Source organism: Amycolatopsis sp. NPDC058278 (assembly GCF_042881395.1).
Taxonomy (GTDB): domain Bacteria; phylum Actinomycetota; class Actinomycetes; order Mycobacteriales; family Pseudonocardiaceae; genus Amycolatopsis.
This window is the reverse complement of sequence record NZ_JBHVXZ010000129.1, coordinates 1-16,748: the sequence shown is the minus strand read 5'-3', so window position 1 is coordinate 16,748 and position 16,748 is coordinate 1. Positions and strand designations below refer to the sequence as shown.

Sequence of the window (16,748 nt, the reverse complement as noted above, 5' to 3'; positions counted from 1 at the left end):
CGCAAGATCCGCCCTGAATTTGTCGTACCCCGCGTGTAGCGTCCGAAGGCGAGAAGTTCCCCCAGTCCTCTCCCGAACGGAACAGGAACGGACATGCAAGCGGTGCACGATTTCCCCGAGAAGTCGGGTAGTGCGTCGAACCGCACCGCGCGGGTCCTGGCGGACCGCGCGGCCGGCGAGGCGTACGTCGCATCGGTGTGTTTCAAGCACGGCCCACCCCGCCTGACCGGCGTGGAGCTGGAGTTCACCGTGCACCATGCCGACGACCCGGCAAGACCCCTCGATCCCGACGTCCTCGCCACGGCGCTGGGTCCGCACACCCCGCGGACGCTCCGCCCCGACAGCCCCGCCTCGCCGCTCCCGGCCGGCTCGCCCGTGAGCCTCGAACCCGGGTGCCAGGTCGAGATCTCCGCTCTTCCCCAGGCCTCCCTGCGTGAACTCGACGCAGCCGTGACAGCCGACCTCCACCACCTGCGCGACCGCCTCGCCCGGCACGGTCTCGTGCTGGGCGAAACGGGCATCGACGCCCACCGGGCGCCCCGCCGGCTCCTCCACACCCCGCGCTACGCGGCGATGGAGCGCCGGTTCGCGCCGATCGGTCCCGGCGGCCTCACGATGATGTGCAGCACCGCCGGCCTGCAGGTCTGCGTCGACGCGGGGGAGCCCGAGCACTACGCCGCGCGGTGGGCGGCCGCGCACGCGATGGGCCCGCCCCTGCTCGCCCTCTTCGCCAACTCCCGCGTCCACGCCGGGCAGGACACGGGACACGCCTCGGCCCGCTGGCTGGCGGTGCACGACACGGAGGCGGTGCGCACGCGCATGGCCGCCGTCACGGGCGATGACCCGGCCGCAGCGTGGGCCGGGCGCCTGATGGACGTCCCCCTGATGGTGCTGCCCCGCGGCGACCGGCCGTGGGACGCCCCCGACGGGCTGACGTTCGCCGACTGGATCGACGGCCGGGGTGCGGCCGCCCTGCTGCCGAGGCCGACGGTGGCCGACCTCGACTACCACCTCACGACCATGTTCACGCCGGTCCGCCCGCAGGGGTACCTGGAGATCCGGTACCTCGACGCGCAACCGCCGGAGGAGTGGCTGGCCCCGGTGGCCCTGGTGGCCGCCCTGCTCGCCCGGCCGGCCACCGTCGAGAAGGTGCGCGAGATCTGCGCGCCGGTCGGCGGCAGGTGGACCACGGCGGCGCGGCGCGGCCTGGCCGACCCGGAGCTGGCGGCCGCCGCCGCGGTGCTGGCCGACCTCGGCTGCGCCGAGCTGGCCGCGACCGGGCTGGCGGAGGCGTCGATCACCGAGATCAGCGAGAGCGTGCAGGGGCGCGCGTACCGATCGAGGAGCGAAGGATGAGCACGGAAGCACTGGGTGACCTGAGCGCGCAGGACCTGCGTGCCCGGGCGGCCGAAGCACTGACGAGGGCGCGGGCGCGCAGCGTCGCGCTGACCGACGCGGTCGACGACGAGGACCTGGTCCGCCAGCATTCGAAGCTGATGTCGCCGCTGGTCTGGGACCTGGCGCACATCGGCGTCCAGGAGGAGCTGTGGCTGGTCCGGGACGTCGGCGGCCGCGAGCCGCTGCGGCCGGACATCGACGACATCTACGACGCCTTCCAGCACGCCCGCGCCGACCGGCCGGAACTGCCGCTGCTCGGGCCGGCCGAGGCCCGCGCGTACGTCAAGCAGGTCCGCGAGAAGGCCTTCGACGTGCTGGAACACGCGCCGATGGAGGGGCGGCGGCTGACCGAGCAGGCGTTCGCGTTCGGCATGATCACCCAGCACGAGCAGCAGCACGACGAGACGATGCTGGCCACCCACCAGCTGCGCAAGGGCGACCCGGTGCTGCACGCACCCGAGCCGCCGCCCGCGCGGTCGGGTGCGCTGCCGGCCGAGGTCCTGGTGCCCGGCGGTGCCTTCACGATGGGCACGTCGGCCGAGCCGTGGGCCTTGGACAACGAGCGCCCGGCGCACGAGATCGCCGTCGACGCGTTCTGGATGGACACGGTGCCGGTGACGTGCGCCGCCTACGTCGAATTCCTCGACGGCGGCGGCTACGACGACCGGCAGTGGTGGAGCCCGGCCGGCTGGGCCTACCGGCAGGACAACGGCATCACCGCGCCGAGGTTCTGGAAGCGGGAGCAGGACGGCTGGTGGCGGACCCGCTTCGGCGTGTACGAGCGGATTCCCGCCGACGAGCCGGTCGTGCACGTCTCCTACTACGAGGCCGAGGCCTACGCGGCGTGGGCCGGGCGGCGGCTGCCGACCGAGGCGGAGTGGGAGAAGGCGGCGCGGTTCGACCCGGCGACCGGCCGGTCGCGCCGGTTCCCCTGGGGCGACGAGGAACCGGGCCCCGAGCAAGCCAACCTCGGCCAGCGGCACCTGCGCCCGGCACCGGCGGGGGCGTACCCGGCCGGCGCGTCACCGACCGGCGTGCACCAGCTGATCGGCGACGTCTGGGAGTGGACTTCGACCGATTTCCACGGCTACCCGGGCTTCGCGCCCTTCCCCTACCGGGAGTACTCCGAGGTGTTCTTCGGCCCGGAGCACAAGGTGCTGCGCGGCGGGTCGTTCGGCACGGACTCCGCGGCGATCCGGGGGACGTTCCGCAACTGGGACTACCCGATCCGGCGGCAGATCTTCGCCGGCTTCCGCACCGCCCGCGACGCGGCACCCGGCGAGGTGGGGTAGGCCCATGTGCCGCCACATCGGCTACCTCGGCGAGCCGCTTTCGCCCGCCGAGGTGCTCTTCCGCACCCCGCATTCCCTGCTGGTGCAGTCGTACGCGCCGGCGGACATGCGCGGCGGCGGCTCGGTGAACGCCGACGGGTTCGGGCTGGGCTGGTACCCCGGCCCGGGCTCGCCGCCGCTGCGCCACCGGCGTTCGACTCCACTGTGGACGGACGAGACGCTGCCGCCGCTGGCCGCGGCGGTGACCGCGGGCGCGTTCGTCGCCGCGGTCCGCAACGGCACCACCGGCCTGCCGGTGACCGAGGCGGCCGCGGCGCCGTTCACCGCCGGACCCTGGCTGTTCAGCCACAACGGCGTCGTCCGGGGCTACCCGGACTCGCTGGCCGAACTGGCCAAGACCCTGCCGGTCACCGAACTGCTGACGCTGGAGGCGCCGACGGATTCGGCCGTGCTCTGGGCCCTGCTGCGGGCCCGGCTGGCCACGGGGGAGGACCCGCTGACGGCGGTGGCGGCGCTGAGCGCCGCCGTCGAGGCGGCCGCGCCCGGCTCCCGGCTCAACTTCCTGCTCACCGACGGCGAAACGCTGATCGGCACGACCTGGACGCACGCGTTGTCCGTGCTGGAGACCCCGGCCGGCGTGCTGCTGGCGTCCGAACCCCTCGACGGCGACCCGCGCTGGCGACCCGTCCCGGACCACCACGCCGTGCGCGCCACCGCGGCCGGCGTCGACCTGCTTCCCCTGACCCCGGAAGGCATCCTGTCATGACCGAAGTCGATCTCGACCACCACCGCTCCGGCGACGCCGTCACCGCGGAACTGCGCGCCGACGTCGTCGCCGGGCTGACCGCGGAGCAGAAGTGGCTGCCGCCCAAGTGGTTCTACGACGCCGACGGCAGCGAGCTGTTCGAGAAGATCACCCAGCTGCCGGAGTACTACCCGACCCGCAGCGAGCGCGAGGTGCTGGCCGCGCACGCCGGCGACGTCGCGGAGCTGACCGGCGCGCACACGCTCGTCGAACTCGGCTCGGGGTCGAGCGAGAAAACCCGGCTCCTGCTCGACGCGCTCACCGCGCACGGCACCCTGGAGGCGTTCGTCCCGCTCGACGTGTCCGAATCCGCGCTGGCCGAGGCCGCCGAAGCGATCTCGAAGGACTACCCGGGCCTGACGGTTCGCGGGGTCGTCGGCGACTTCACCCAGCACCTGGACCTGCTGCCCGACGGCCAGCCGCGGGTGGTGGCCTTCCTCGGCGGCACGATCGGCAACTTCCTCCCCGCCGAGCGCGCGGCCTTCCTCCGCTCGGTCCGGGCGGTCCTCGACGAGGGGGAGTGGCTGCTGCTCGGCACCGACCTGGTCAAGGACGCCCGGATCCTCGAACGCGCCTACGACGACGCGGCCGGCGTCACGGCGGAATTCGACAAGAACGTGCTGCGGGTGATCAACGCCCGCCTCGGTGCGAACTTCGACCCCGACGAGTTCGACCACGTCTCGCACTGGGACGCGGAGAACGAGTGGATCGAGATGCGCCTGCGAGCCCGCCGGGAGCTGACCGTCGAGATCCCCCGCGCGGACCTCACGGTGACCTTCGCCGCCGCGGAGCACATCCGGACGGAGATCTCCGCCAAGTTCCGCCCGAGCGGCGTCGAGGCCGAGCTGGCCGCGGCCGGGTTCGCCCTGGAGCACTGGTGGACCGACTCCCAGCAGCGGTTCGGGGTGAGCCTGGCAAGATCCGTGCGTGGCTAATCCTCTCCGGGCCCTCGCCCGGGCCGCCGGCACGAGACCGTGGCTGATGCGCACGGCCCGCTTCGTCGTGTGGGCGGACAAGAAACTGCACAAGGCGTTCGGCGGCCGGGTGAGCCTCGTGGCGCTCGCCGGGCTGCCGTCGCTGCGCCTCACCACCACCGGTCGCAAGAGCGGGCTGCCCCGCAGCACCAACCTGCTCTACTACCCGCGCGAGGGCGACTTCGTGCTGACGGCGTCCAACTGGGGCCGTCCGCACGATCCGGCGTGGGCGCTCAACCTGCGGGCGAACCCCCGCTGCGAGGTGGCGCTGGCGGGCAGGCCGGTCGACGTCCTCGCGCGGGAGCTGCGCGGCGAGGAATACGAGCGGATGTGGGACGAGCTGCTCGCGTTCTGGCCGGGGTATGCGATGGAGCGGCGCGAGGCCGCCCGGCCGTTGCCGGTGTTCGTCCTCACGCGGGTGGCCGAGAGGTTCTGACCATCCGTTCGGCCGGTGCCGGGATTCACCGGTTTGTGCCAGTCTCACCCGGGTAACGCGCCGTGACGTCGTGATCTCGCGGCGCTGCGTGCAAGCGTCACCTAGGGAGGAACCGTCTTGCCGAGATCCACACAGAGCCGGGTGCGGGCATTCGCACTGGCGGGGGCGCTCGTGGCCGGCGTGGGACTGGCCGGCCCGGCCGGGACCGCTACCGCGGCCGAAGACTCGGCGGTCAAGCCCGCCGTCGTCGGCGCGACCCCCGCGGTCGCCTGGGGCACCTGCTCGAGCGACACCCTCGCCGGCGTGCCCGCGGACCAGGTCCAGTTCTACAGCTGCGCGCGCTACCGCGTCCCCATCGACCACGACAACGCCTCGCTGGGCACCATCGACATCGCCTTGCTCAAGCGAGCCGCCCGCACGCCCGGCAAGCGTGTCGGTTCGCTGTTCCTCAACCCCGGCGGTCCCGGCGGCTCGGGCCTGACGATGCCGATCGGCGGCCAGTACTACTTCCAGCCGCAGGTGCTCGACCGCTTCGACCTGATCGGTTTCGACCCGCGCGGGGTCGGCGAGAGCAACCCGCTGCGCTGCTTCACCACGCAGGAGGACGCGGACGAGGTCTTCAGCGCCCTTGTCGGCGTGCCGCTGTCGCGCGCCGAAATTTCGGGAACCCTGGCCGGCTACCGCGACTACGGCCGGTTTTGCAGGAACAACGCGGGCTCGCTGCTCAACCACATGTCCACCAAGGACGTCGTGCGCGACCTCGACACGCTGCGCGCGGCGGTCGGTGACCAGAAGCTGACCTACGTCGGCTTCTCGTACGGGACGCTGATCGGCTCGACGTACACGTCGATGTTCCCGAAGCAGTCGCGAGCGATCGTGATCGACGGCAACGTCGACCCGGCGCTGCGCACCAGCGACGGCGTCGAGTACGACCGCGAGCGCGCGCAGGGGTTCGAAATCGCGCTGGACGGGTTCCTGAAGCGCTGTGACCAGGCGGGCGCGAAGTGCGCCTTCAGCGACGGCAACCCGCGGGCGAAGTTCGACGAGCTGCGGGAGTACCTGCGCAAGCAGCCCATCACGCTCCCGGGCGCCGACCCGATCGACATCAGCCGGTTCACCGGCGGGGTTTCGAGCGCCCTGTACTCGCCGGCGCGGTTCGCCGCCCTGGCCGAGGACCTGCAGGCGCTCTACACCGTCATCCACCCGGCGGGGGCCCAGGCCCAGACCCTGCAGGCCAAGCCGATGCAGGCGCTCACCGCGGGCAAGCAGGGCCTGGCCGACCAGAACCCGGACAGCCCGTACACCAGCGACGACTCGTACTTCGCCGTCAACTGCTCCGACAAGCCGTTCCGGATCAACCAGGAGCAGGTGCCGGGCATCGCCGCGAAGTGGGAGCGCGAATCGCGCACCTTCGGCCGGTACCAGGCGTTCGCCGACACGGCGGCCTGCCCGGTGTGGCCAGCGAAGCGGCCGGACGTCTACCGCGGCCCGTGGCGGGCCAAGACCGACGTGCCGGTGGTCGTGGTCGGCAACTACTACGACCCGGCGACGCAGTACAAGTTCGCCCAGCGGATGGCGGCCGAGCTCGGCAACACCCGCCTGCTCTCGGTCGACGCGTTCGGCCACTGCATCCTGGGTGACGCTCTCGGCGTCGACCAGGCCGTGGCCGACTACCTGACCGATCTCAAGGTGCCGGCGAACGGGCAGGTGTTCCAGCCGAACGTCCAGCCGTTCTGAGTGTGAACCCGGTCCCGCGGCCCTTCCCCGGGCCGCGGGACCGGCTACGCTGGCCGGGTTGATCATCGACGAACACGGGAAGCGAGGTGAGCGGCACATGCCAGCGGACAGTTCTCGGACGGCCGGGCGCGCGCTCACCGGAGGTTTCCGGCGGGGCTGAGCTCGCACCGTCCCCTGTCCGGCAGTGCGCGCACGCCGGAAAAGAGCCGGAAATGACCATCTTCGAAATGCTGCTGCGCGTGGGTGCCGGCGTCGGCCTCGGTGCCGTCATCGGGGTCGAGCGCCAGTTCCGCGCCCGGATGGCCGGGCTGCGCACCAACGCCCTCGTCGCCGTCGGCGCGACGCTGTTCGTGCTGCTGTCCGCCCACGGTTTCGGCGGGCTGGCCTCGAGCGGTGACGCCGACCCGACCCGGGTGGCCGCGCAGATCGTCTCGGGCATCGGGTTCCTCGGCGCCGGGGTCATCATGCGGGACGGCCTCAACGTCCGGGGCCTCAACACCGCCGCGACGCTCTGGTGCTCGGCCGCGGTCGGCGCCCTCGCCGGAGCCGGGCTGTACGCGGTCGCGGCGGCCGGGACCGCCGTCGTGGTCGGGGTGAACGTGGTGCTGCGCCCGCTCGGCCGCGCGGTGGACCGCCGCCCGGACGCCGGGGACGAGACGCCGACGAGGTACGCGTTCCAGGCCGTCACGCGCGACGCGACGGAAGCGCACGTGCGGGCGTTGCTCGTGCAGTCGTTGACCCGCACGGACTTCCGGTTGCTCTCGGTGCTGAGCACCGACCGGGCGGACCACACGGTCGAGGTGCGGGCGGAGCTGGTCGGCGACCAGCGCGACGACGCCCAGATGGAGGCCGCGGTCTCGCGGCTCTCGCTGGAGCCGTCGGTGTCGAGCGTGCGGTGGGAAGCGGTACCCGCGTAACAGGAGGGCCTCCCCGCTCACCGAGCGGGGAGGCCCTCCGAACCGCGGAAACCCTTACGCCTGCGTCATCTTCCGCAGCACGTACTGCAGGATGCCGCCGTTGCGGTAGTAGTCCGCCTCGCCCGGCGTGTCTATGCGGACGTCCGCATCGAACTCGACCTTGGTGCCGTCCGCCTTGGTGGCGGTGACGTGCACCGTGCGGGGCGTCGAACCCTCGTTCAGCGCCGTGATGCCCGCGATGTCGAACGTCTCGGTGCCGTCGAGGCCGAGCGACGAGGCCGACTCGCCCGCCGGGAACTGCAGCGGGATGACGCCCATGCCGATCAGGTTCGAGCGGTGGATGCGCTCGAACGACTCGGTGATCACCGCGCGCACGCCCAGCAGCGAGGTGCCCTTGGCCGCCCAGTCACGCGACGAGCCCGAGCCGTACTCCTTGCCGCCCAGCACGACCAGCGGGGTGCCCTGCTTCGCGTAGTTCTGCGCCGCGTCGTAGATGAACGCCTGGGGCGCGCCCTCTTGCGTGAAGTCGCGGGTGTAGCCGCCCTGCACGTCGTCGAGGAGCTGGTTGCGCAGCCGGATGTTCGCGAACGTGCCGCGGATCATCACCTCGTGGTTGCCGCGCCGGGAGCCGTAGGAGTTGAAGTCCTTCTTCTCCACGCCGTGCTCGGTGAGGTACTGCGCGGCCGGGGTGCCCGGCTTGATCGCGCCGGCGGGGGAGATGTGGTCGGTGGTGACCGAGTCGCCCAGCTTCGCCAGCACGCGCGCGCCGGTGATGTCGGTGACCGGGGCCGGCTCCGGCGTCATGCCCTCGAAGTACGGGGGCTTCCGCACGTAGGTGGACTCGAGGTCCCACTCGAAGGTCTTGCCCTCCGGGGTGGGCAGCGACTTCCAGCGCTCGCCGCCGTCGAAGACGTCCGCGTAGTCCTTGGTGAACATCTCCTGCGTGATCGCGTGGTCGATGGTCTCCTGGATTTCCTTGGCCGTCGGCCAGATGTCCTTCAGGAAGACGTCGTTGCCCTGCGTGTCCTGGCCCAGCGGCTGGTTCGCGAAGTCGAAGTCCATCGTGCCGGCCAGCGCGTAGGCGATGACCAGCGGCGGCGACGCGAGGTAGTTCATCTTGACGTCGGGGTTGATCCGGCCCTCGAAGTTCCGGTTGCCCGAGAGCACCGAGACCGCGGTGAGGTCGTTCTCCTGGATCGCCGCGGAGATCTCGTCCGAGAGCGGGCCGGAGTTACCGATGCACGTGGTGCAGCCGTAGCCGACCAGGTGGTAGCCCAGCTTCTCCAGGTACGGCCACAGGTTGGCCTTGGTGTAGTAGTCGGTGACGACCTGCGAGCCCGGCGCCATCGACGTCTTCACCCACGGCTTGACCGCGAGGCCCTTGTCCACGGCGTTGCGCGCGAGCAGCGCGGCGCCGAGCATGACCGACGGGTTCGAGGTGTTGGTGCAGGAGGTGATCGAGGCGATCACCACGGCGCCGTGGTCGAGGACGAACTCGCCGCGGTCCGGCGTGCTGACCTTGACCGGCTTGCTCGGGCGGCCCGACGCGCCGTTCGCGGCCGAGCTGGTGACCGGGGCGGCGTCGTCTTCGGCGAAGGACAGCGACGGGGCGTCACTGGCCGGGAACGACTCCTCGGAAGCCTCGTCCATCTTCGTGTGCGGCGTGTTGTCTTCGCCGTCCACGTAGTCGTGGATCGACTTGCGGAACGACGACTTCGCGTCGGTCAGCTCGATGCGGTCCTGCGGGCGCTTCGGGCCGGCGATCGACGGGACGACGGTCGACAGGTCCAGCTCGAGGTACTCGGAGTAGGCCGCCTCGCGCGACGGGTCGTGCCAGAGGCCCTGCTCCTTCGCGTAGGCCTCGACCAGCGCGACCTGCTCGGCCGAGCGGCCGGTCAGCTTGAGGTAGCGGACGGTCTCCTCGTCGATCGGGAAGATCGCCGCGGTCGAGCCGAACTCCGGGCTCATGTTGCCGATGGTGGCGCGGTTGGCCAGCGGCACCTCGGCGACGCTCTCGCCGTAGAACTCGACGAACTTGCCGACGACGCCGTGGCGGCGCAGCATCTCGGTGATGGTGAGCACGACGTCGGTGGCGGTGACGCCGGCCGGGATCTCGCCGGTGAGCCTGAAGCCGACGACGCGCGGGATGAGCATCGACACCGGCTGGCCCAGCATGGCCGCTTCGGCCTCGATGCCGCCGACGCCCCAGCCCAGCACGCCGAGGCCGTTGACCATGGTGGTGTGCGAGTCGGTGCCGACGCAGGAGTCGGGGTAGGCCTGGCCGCCCCGGGACATCACCGTGCGCGCGAGGTGCTCGATGTTGACCTGGTGCACGATGCCGGTGCCCGGCGGGACGACCTTGAACTCGTCGAAGGCGCCCTGGCCCCAGCGCAGGAACTGGTAGCGCTCGCGGTTGCGCTCGTACTCGATCTCGACGTTGCGCTCGAAGGCGTCCGGGCGGCCGAAGACGTCGATGATCACCGAGTGGTCGATGACCAGCTCGGCCGGGGCCAGCGGGTTGACCTTGTCGGGGTCGCCGCCCAGGTCGGTGACCGCTTCGCGCATGGTGGCGAGGTCGACGACGCACGGGACGCCGGTGAAGTCCTGCATGATCACGCGGGCCGGCGTGAACTGGATTTCGATCGACGGGTCGGCGTTCGGGTCCCAGGAGCCGAGCGCGCGGATGTGGTCGGCGGTGATGTTCGCGCCGTCCTCGGTGCGCAGCAGGTTCTCGAGCAGGATCTTCAGGCTGTAGGGCAGCCGCTCGGCGCCCTCGACCTTGTTCAGGCGGAACACCTCGTACGAGGCGTCGCCGACCTTCAGCGTGTCTTTGGCGCCGAAGCTGTCCTTGCTGGCGGGTGAGGTCACGTCTAACTCCAGTGGCGGGGACGCCGCTCCGTCGCGGCAGGGGAGTCCCGGGTCAGTTCGGTCGGTTCGGTGGGGCGAGTCTTGCGCACCCCCACCGTAGGACCGGATGCGGGATGGCACACCTCGCGGTGCCTCAAACAGTACGCCTGTCCTGTTTAGCGGACAAGACGACACGCGGTGTGGGCTGCGCCATCTGATCCCGGGGTCCCTCAATGAGGGGAATTGGTGCCTACGTTGTGTAAGTTTCCGCTGATGCTTGTGATAGTGGTGTGACTGCAGTGACACGCGGTGTGCGCTGGTGAGCGGAGGTGGCGGTCTTGTTAGGACGATGCGGGGGTCCGAGAGTGCCGCGCGTCCGCCGGGGACTCAGCGTGAGCACGCTCACGCTGGTGATCTTGTTCGGCGCCGGGGGCACGGGCCTCGCGGCACCCCCGCCGCCGCCGAATCCCAGCGACTCCGAGATCCAGGCCGGCAAGGCCGACGCGAACGCGAAGGCCGGTGAGGTCGGCCGGCTGACCAACCAGCTGGCCCAGGCCGAGCAGAAGCTCACGCAGCTGCAGGACGACGTCGAGCTCAAGCAGGAACAGGCCAACAAGGCGCTGGTCGACCTGCAGACCGCGCAGGACGACGCCGCGCAGGCGGAGAACGACGCGAAGGCCGCGCGCACCGAAGCGGACGCGGCCGCGGCGGCCATCGAGCAGGCCCGGGCGGACCTGAAGACCTTCGCCGCCGCCAGCTTCCAGCAGGGCAGCACGGTCGGCTCGCTCTCGGCGTACCTGAGCGCGGACAGCCCCAAGGACATGCTCGCCCGCGCGCAGCTGCTCGACGCCGTGGGCGGTGACCGGCTCAACGCCCTCGACCGGCTCCAGCAGGCGCAGACCGAGAAGTCCAACAAGGACGCCGCCGCCCGCAAGGCCGCCGAGATCGCCCAGCAGAAGCAGGACGCCGCCCGCCGGGCGAAGAACAGCGCCGACGCCGCGCAGACCACCGCCGAGCGCGCGCAGGACGGCCAGGCCGCTCAGAACTCCCGGCTGGAGAAGGACAAGACCGACGTCGAGCAGCAGCTCTACGCCGCCCAGGCCAAGGTCAGCGGCCTGCAGGGGCAGCGGCAGCGCTACCAGGACTGGCTCGCCCAGAAACAGCGCGAGGACGAGGAACGCGCGCGTCAGGCCGCGCTCGCCGCCACGGCCGGGGGCGAGGGCCGTCCGTCGGGCGGACCGGCGCCGTCGGGCCCGGCCGGCTCGTCGATCGAGGCGGTGATCGCGCGGGCGCTGTCCAAGCTCGGGCTGCCCTACGCCTGGGGCGGCGGCAACGCGAGCGGGGCGACCCGCGGCATCCGCGACGGCGGCGTCGCCGACAGCTACGGCGACTACAACAAGATCGGCTTCGACTGCTCCGGCCTGATGATCTACGCCTTCGCCGGGGTCCGCTCGCTGCCGCACTACAGCGGCTACCAGTACTCGTCGGGACGGCAGGTGCCGCTGTCCCAGATGCGCCGCGGCGACCTGCTGTTCTGGGGTGGCCCGGGCGGCATCCACCACGTCGCGCTCTACCTCGGCGGCGGGCAGGTGGTCGAGGCGCCGCAGTCCGGCCTGCGGGTCCGGGTCGCCCCGGTGCGCTACGGCGGGATCATGCCGTACGCGACGCGGCTGGTCGGCTGAAACTCGCTCGACGGCGGCCGGGGCCGTCGCGAAGATCGACCGCGTGGACGACGAACTGAACGCGCTGCGGCGCACCCGGATGCGCTGGAACACGCCGTTGTCGGAGCCGCACGCGGAACTGCTGCTCGACCGGATGGCGCTGGCCGAGGGGCGGCTCGTCGACCTCGGCTGCGGCTGGGGCGAGCTGCTGCTGCGGGCGGCCGCCCGGGCGCCGGGCCTGCGCGCGACCGGCGTCGACACCGACGTGACCGGCCTCGACCGCGGCCGGGCGGCGGCCGCGGCCCGTGGCCTGGCGGTGGAGTTCACCGAGTCGGACGCCGCGACCTGGGACGCTGCGGCCGAGCGGGTGTTCTGCGTCGGGGCCGCCCACATCTTCGGCTCGACCACGGCCGCGCTGGAAGCACTCGCCCGCGTGGTGCGGCCGTCGGGCCGGCTGCTCTACGGCGACGGCTTCTGGGCGGCGGCACCCGGCCCGGCGGCGCGGGAGATCTTCGGCCCGGACCTGCTGACCCTGCCGGACCTGCTCGACGCCGCGGCGGGGGCCGGCTGGCGCGTGCTGCACTTCAGCACCGCCGACCGGCTGGAGTGGGATGATTTCGAGTCGACCTCGCGGGCCGGCTGGGCGGAGTGGCTGGTGGCGCACCCGGCCGACCGCCGGGCGGAACGGGTGCGGGAGTGGCTCGATCGGCGGTTGCGGCAGTACGTCCGGGACTACCGGGACGTGCTGGGCTTCACCTACGTCGTGCTGGGCCGCTAGGGTGCCCCGGTGCGCTACGCGGGGATCGTGGTGGCCGGTGGCTCGGCCCGCCGGCTGTCCGGTGTGGACAAGCCGGCGCTGTCGGTGGGCGGGAAACCGTTGCTGGCCCGCGCGATCCACGCCCTCGACGGCGCCGAACGGGTGATCGCGGTCGGCCCGCGCCGTCCGGGCTTCGACGTCGTGTGGACGCGCGAACCGGTCCCGGGCACCGGCCCGGTGGCGGCGCTGGCCGCGGGCCTGGTGTTCGTGCCCGACGACGTCGAGGCGGTCGTGGTGCTGGCCGCCGACCTCCCGGGCGTCCGGCGCTCCACAGTGGACAGGCTGCTGGCGGCCGTCGGCGACGGCGACGGCGCGGTCCTGGTGGACGCGGCGGGGGAGCGCCAGTGGCTGCTGGGTGCCTGGCGGTTGCCGGCGCTGCGGGCGGCGGTGCCGGAGCAGGCGGAGAACGCGGCCCTGCGCCGCGTCCTGGGCGGGCTGGCGGTGGCCGAGGTCCCGGCGGAACGGGGCGAAGCCGACGACATCGACACGCCCGAGGACCTCGAGCGGCATCGCTGAGCGACCGCCGGCCCGCGGGGAGCCTCGGTCTTGCTCCGCTGCCGGCGGTATCGCCGGGCGAGGCGGACAGGGGCTTCACAGGTGCCACACCGGTGACCGTGTTGGCTGATCGTGGCCAAGTGCGTTCGTCCGCGTGCCGGATGAGACGGACGACCGGGGGCGCAGTACGGTCGCACCGCGTGATCACCGTCGCGGGGGCGGCGCACGAGATTTCGAGGAGGCAGAGTGACCGAGCCCGGCTACGCCGAGGGCGGGAACGGGCAGCAGCCCGCGACGCCGGCGCGGGACGCCCAGTTGCTGGAGCGGACCGTGTTCGAGGTCAAGCGGATCATCGTCGGCCAGGACCGCCTGGTCGAGCGGATGCTGGTCGGCCTGCTGGCCAAGGGCCACCTGCTGCTCGAAGGCGTGCCCGGCGTGGCGAAGACCCTCGCGGTCGAGACGTTCGCCCGGGTGGTCGGCGGCTCGTTCTCCCGCGTGCAGTTCACCCCCGACCTGGTGCCCGCCGACATCCTCGGCACCCGGATCTACCGCCAGGGCGCCGAGCGCTTCGACGTCGAGCTCGGCCCGGTCGTGGCGAACTTCGTGCTCGCCGACGAGATCAACCGCGCGCCCGCCAAGGTCCAGTCGGCGATGCTCGAGGTGATGGCCGAGCGGCACGTGTCGATCGGCGGCCAGACGTTCCCGATGCCCGACCCGTTCCTCGTGCTCGCCACGCAGAACCCGATCGAGAACGAGGGCGTGTACCCGCTGCCGGAAGCGCAGCGCGACCGGTTCCTGTTCAAGATCGTCGTCGAGTACCCCTCCGCCGAGGAGGAGCGCGAGATCATCTACCGGATGGGTGTCACCCCGCCCACCCCGCACGAGGTGCTCAGCCCGGGCGAGCTCGTCCGGCTGCAGGGTGTCGCGTCGCAGGTGTTCGTGCACCACGCGCTGGTCGACTACGTCGTGCGGCTGGTGCTGACCACCCGGACGCCGAACGAGCACGGCCTCGCCGACGTCGCCGGCTGGGTCTCCTACGGCGCTTCGCCGCGCGCGAGCCTCGGCATCATCGCCGCCGCGCGGGCGCTGGCCCTGGTCCGCGGCCGCGACTACGTGCTGCCCCAGGACGTCGTCGACGTCGTCCCCGACGTGCTGCGCCACCGGCTCGTGCTGTCCTACGACGCCCTGGCCGACGGCGTGCCGATCGACCACATCATCACGCGCGTGCTGCAGACCGTGCCGCTGCCGCAGGTCTCGGCCCGGCCGCAGGGCGGGGCCGGCCAGGGCGGCCCGGTCCCGGCGGGCGCGCCGGTCAGGTAACCCGGCGATGGCGAAGAACGAGAAGGGCCAGCGCCCTTCGTGGGCGCCGCCGGTCCTGCGCGGCGACCGCCTGGAGGCCGGGCTCCGCACGCTGGAGCTCGACGTCCGCCGCCGGCTCGACGGGCTGCTGCAGGGCAACCACCTCGGCCTGGTGCCGGGGCCGGGGTCCGAGCCCGGCGAGGCCCGCCCGTACCAGCCCGGCGACGACGTGCGCCGGATGGACTGGGCGGTCACCGCCCGCACCACGACCCCGCACATCCGGGAGACCGTGGCCGATCGCGAGCTGGAGACGTGGATCGTCGCCGACCTTTCGGCGAGCCTCGACTTCGGCACCGCGCTGTGCGAGAAGCGCGACCTGGTGGTCTGCGCCGTCGCGGCGGTCGCCCACCTCACCGGAGGCGGCGGCAACCGGATCGGCGGCCTGATCTCCACCGGCGCCGAGACGACCCGCATCCCGGCGCGCGGCGGCCTGGCGCACGCCCGCGGGCTGGTGCGCAAGCTCGCCGAGACCCCCCGCGCGGCCGAGGGCACCCGGGGCGACATCGCCCAGGCCCTCGAAGCGCTGCGCCGGCCGCCGCGCCGGCGGGGCCTGGCCGTGGTGATTTCCGACTTCCTGGGCGATACGTCCTGGGAGCGGCCGCTGCGGGCCTTGGGCGGGCGCCACGAACTGATCGCAATCGAAGTCCTCGACCCGCGCGACGTCGACCTGCCCGAGGTGGGCACCGTCGTGCTGGCCGACCCGGAGACAGGGAAACAGCGCGAAGTGCACGCTTCGGCCTTGCTGCGCAAGGAGTTCGGGGCCGCGGCCCACGCCCACCGGCAACGGGTGGCGGCGGGGCTGCGGCGCGCGGGTGCGGCCCACCTGACGCTGCGCACGGACGCCGACTGGATCGCCGACATGGTGCGGTTCGTCGTCGCCCGCAAGCGCCGCTGGTCGGGGGGTGTGGCGTGAGGGAGCTTGCGACCGAACCATTCAACACAGCGCTTCCGGCTCAGGCGGCACCGAGCGTCAGCGAGGTGTGCGCGTGAGCCTGACCGGATTTGCGTCGCCGTGGTGGTTCCTGTTGCTGATCGCGGTCGCCGCGGTCGCCGTCGGGTACGTGCTCGCGCAGCGGGCGCGCCGGAAGCGGACCATGCGGTTCGCGAACCTGGACCTCCTGGAAAAGGTCGCGCCGAAGAGCCAGGGCTGGGTCCGGCACCTGCCGGCCGTGCTCATCGTGTTGTCACTGCTGCTGCTCACGGTGGCGCTGGCCGGGCCGACCGCCGAGCAGAAGGTGCCGCGCAACCGGGCGACCGTGATGCTGGTGATCGACGTGTCGCTGTCGATGGAGGCCACCGACGTCCTCCCGACGCGGCTGCAGGCCGCCCAGGAGGCGGCGACGAGCTTCGCGCGGAACATGACGCCGGGGATCAACCTGGGGCTGATCTCGTTCGCGGGCACGGCGACGGTGCTGGTCAACCCGACCACCGACCGCAACGGCGTGATCAAGGCGATCGAAAACCTGAAGCTGGCCCAGTCGACGGCGACCGGCGAAGGCATCTTCGCGGCGCTGCAGTCGGTGGAGAGCTTCTCGAGTGTCGTCGGCGGGGCGGACGGGCCGCCGCCGGCGCGGATCGTGCTGATGTCCGACGGGAAGCAGACGGTGCCCGAGGACCTGTACGCGGCGCGCGGCGGGTACACCGCGGCGCAGGCGGCGAAGCAGGCCGGGGTGCCGATCTCGTCCATCTCCTTCGGCACCACCCACGGTTCGGTCACCATCGACGACAAGCCCCAGCCGGTCAGCGTGGACGACGAATCGCTGCGCGAGATCGCGCGGCTCTCGGGCGGCGACTTCTACAAGGCGGCCAGCGCCGAGGAGCTGAAGAAGGTCTACGCCGACCTCGGCGAGCAGATCGGCTACGAACTCAAGGACGCCGACGCCAGCAAGCCGTGGCTGGTGGTGGGGACGCTGATCCTCATGCTGGGCGCCGCGGCCAGCCTGTTCTTCGGCCAACGGCTGCCCTGACTCAGGCTCGGCGGACGCCGTACTGGGTTCCGCCGTGCAGGGT

General features: G+C 72.3%; 14 protein-coding genes. 13 read left to right on the top strand and 1 reads right to left on the bottom strand.

The window, feature by feature from the left end:
* The first annotated feature begins 93 nt into the window (after positions 1-93).
* The 7 genes from ACFVYA_RS41165 (at position 94) to ACFVYA_RS41135 (ending at position 7,559) form a co-directional block, all read left to right on the top strand.
* Positions 94-1,356 carry a glutamate-cysteine ligase family protein gene (locus tag ACFVYA_RS41165; protein WP_387052904.1) on the top strand — a complete coding sequence of 421 codons (1,263 nt, stop codon included), beginning with the start codon at positions 94-96 and terminating at the stop codon, positions 1,354-1,356.
* Positions 1,353-2,690: an ergothioneine biosynthesis protein EgtB gene (gene egtB / locus ACFVYA_RS41160; protein WP_387052902.1), complete on the top strand. Its 1,338-nt coding sequence runs from the start codon at positions 1,353-1,355 to the stop codon at positions 2,688-2,690. The genes ACFVYA_RS41165 and egtB overlap by 4 nt, the downstream gene beginning before the upstream one ends.
* A 4-nt stretch (positions 2,691-2,694) precedes the next feature.
* Positions 2,695-3,456, top strand: coding sequence for an ergothioneine biosynthesis protein EgtC (gene egtC / locus ACFVYA_RS41155; RefSeq protein ID WP_387052900.1), 762 nt, complete (start codon positions 2,695-2,697; stop codon positions 3,454-3,456).
* Positions 3,453-4,430 carry an L-histidine N(alpha)-methyltransferase gene (gene egtD / locus ACFVYA_RS41150; RefSeq protein WP_387052898.1) on the top strand — a complete coding sequence of 326 codons (978 nt, stop codon included), beginning with the start codon at positions 3,453-3,455 and terminating at the stop codon, positions 4,428-4,430. Before egtC ends, egtD begins: the two co-directional genes overlap by 4 nt.
* 46 nt (positions 4,431-4,476) lie before the next feature.
* Positions 4,477-4,905, top strand: coding sequence for a nitroreductase family deazaflavin-dependent oxidoreductase (locus ACFVYA_RS41145; protein WP_387052920.1), 429 nt, complete (start codon positions 4,477-4,479; stop codon positions 4,903-4,905).
* Between the two features lie 141 nt (positions 4,906-5,046).
* A complete protein-coding gene (locus tag ACFVYA_RS41140) occupies positions 5,047-6,642 on the top strand; it encodes an alpha/beta hydrolase (RefSeq protein WP_387052896.1) in 1,596 nt (531 codons plus the stop codon).
* Between the two features lie 212 nt (positions 6,643-6,854).
* A complete protein-coding gene (locus ACFVYA_RS41135; protein WP_285992111.1) occupies positions 6,855-7,559 on the top strand; it encodes an MgtC/SapB family protein in 705 nt (234 codons plus the stop codon).
* Positions 7,560-7,613: 54 nt separating this feature from the next.
* Here ACFVYA_RS41135 and ACFVYA_RS41130 read toward each other — a convergent pair whose 3' ends face one another.
* On the bottom strand, positions 7,614-10,427 hold the full coding sequence (locus ACFVYA_RS41130; protein WP_387052894.1) for an aconitate hydratase: 2,814 nt from the start codon (positions 10,425-10,427) through the stop codon (positions 7,614-7,616).
* Between the two features lie 344 nt (positions 10,428-10,771).
* Here ACFVYA_RS41130 and ACFVYA_RS41125 point away from each other — a divergent pair, with 344 nt between their 5' ends.
* The 6 genes from ACFVYA_RS41125 (at position 10,772) to ACFVYA_RS41100 (ending at position 16,705) form a co-directional block, all read left to right on the top strand.
* Positions 10,772-12,088 (top strand): NlpC/P60 family protein, encoded by a 1,317-nt coding sequence (locus ACFVYA_RS41125; protein ID WP_387052892.1) that lies wholly within the window; start codon positions 10,772-10,774, stop codon positions 12,086-12,088.
* Positions 12,089-12,131: 43 nt separating this feature from the next.
* A complete protein-coding gene (locus ACFVYA_RS41120) occupies positions 12,132-12,845 on the top strand; it encodes an SAM-dependent methyltransferase (RefSeq protein WP_387052890.1) in 714 nt (237 codons plus the stop codon).
* 9 nt (positions 12,846-12,854) lie between these two features.
* Positions 12,855-13,400 (top strand): molybdenum cofactor guanylyltransferase, encoded by a 546-nt coding sequence (locus ACFVYA_RS41115; protein WP_285992107.1) that lies wholly within the window; start codon positions 12,855-12,857, stop codon positions 13,398-13,400.
* A 225-nt stretch (positions 13,401-13,625) separates the two neighbouring features.
* A complete protein-coding gene (locus tag ACFVYA_RS41110) occupies positions 13,626-14,699 on the top strand; it encodes a MoxR family ATPase (protein ID WP_043784031.1) in 1,074 nt (357 codons plus the stop codon).
* A 7-nt stretch (positions 14,700-14,706) separates the two neighbouring features.
* On the top strand, positions 14,707-15,651 hold the full coding sequence (locus ACFVYA_RS41105) for a DUF58 domain-containing protein (RefSeq protein ID WP_387052888.1): 945 nt from the start codon (positions 14,707-14,709) through the stop codon (positions 15,649-15,651).
* 73 nt (positions 15,652-15,724) lie between these two features.
* Positions 15,725-16,705 carry a VWA domain-containing protein gene (locus tag ACFVYA_RS41100; protein ID WP_387052886.1) on the top strand — a complete coding sequence of 327 codons (981 nt, stop codon included), beginning with the start codon at positions 15,725-15,727 and terminating at the stop codon, positions 16,703-16,705.
* Positions 16,706-16,748: the final 43 nt, after the last annotated feature.

What these genes read in the sequence shown, in the direction of transcription:
- egtC (WP_387052900.1), top strand. Translation starts at nt 2,695, where the DNA reads ATGTGCCGCCACATCGGCTACCTCGGCGAGCCGCTTTCGCCCGCCGAG.
- egtB (WP_387052902.1), top strand. Translation starts at nt 1,353, where the DNA reads ATGAGCACGGAAGCACTGGGTGACCTGAGCGCGCAGGACCTGCGTGCC.
- ACFVYA_RS41165 (WP_387052904.1), top strand. Translation starts at nt 94, where the DNA reads ATGCAAGCGGTGCACGATTTCCCCGAGAAGTCGGGTAGTGCGTCGAAC.
- ACFVYA_RS41145 (WP_387052920.1), top strand. Translation starts at nt 4,477, where the DNA reads ATGCGCACGGCCCGCTTCGTCGTGTGGGCGGACAAGAAACTGCACAAG.
- egtD (WP_387052898.1), top strand. Translation starts at nt 3,453, where the DNA reads ATGACCGAAGTCGATCTCGACCACCACCGCTCCGGCGACGCCGTCACC.
- ACFVYA_RS41135 (WP_285992111.1), top strand. Translation starts at nt 6,855, where the DNA reads ATGACCATCTTCGAAATGCTGCTGCGCGTGGGTGCCGGCGTCGGCCTC.
- ACFVYA_RS41105 (WP_387052888.1), top strand. Translation starts at nt 14,707, where the DNA reads ATGGCGAAGAACGAGAAGGGCCAGCGCCCTTCGTGGGCGCCGCCGGTC.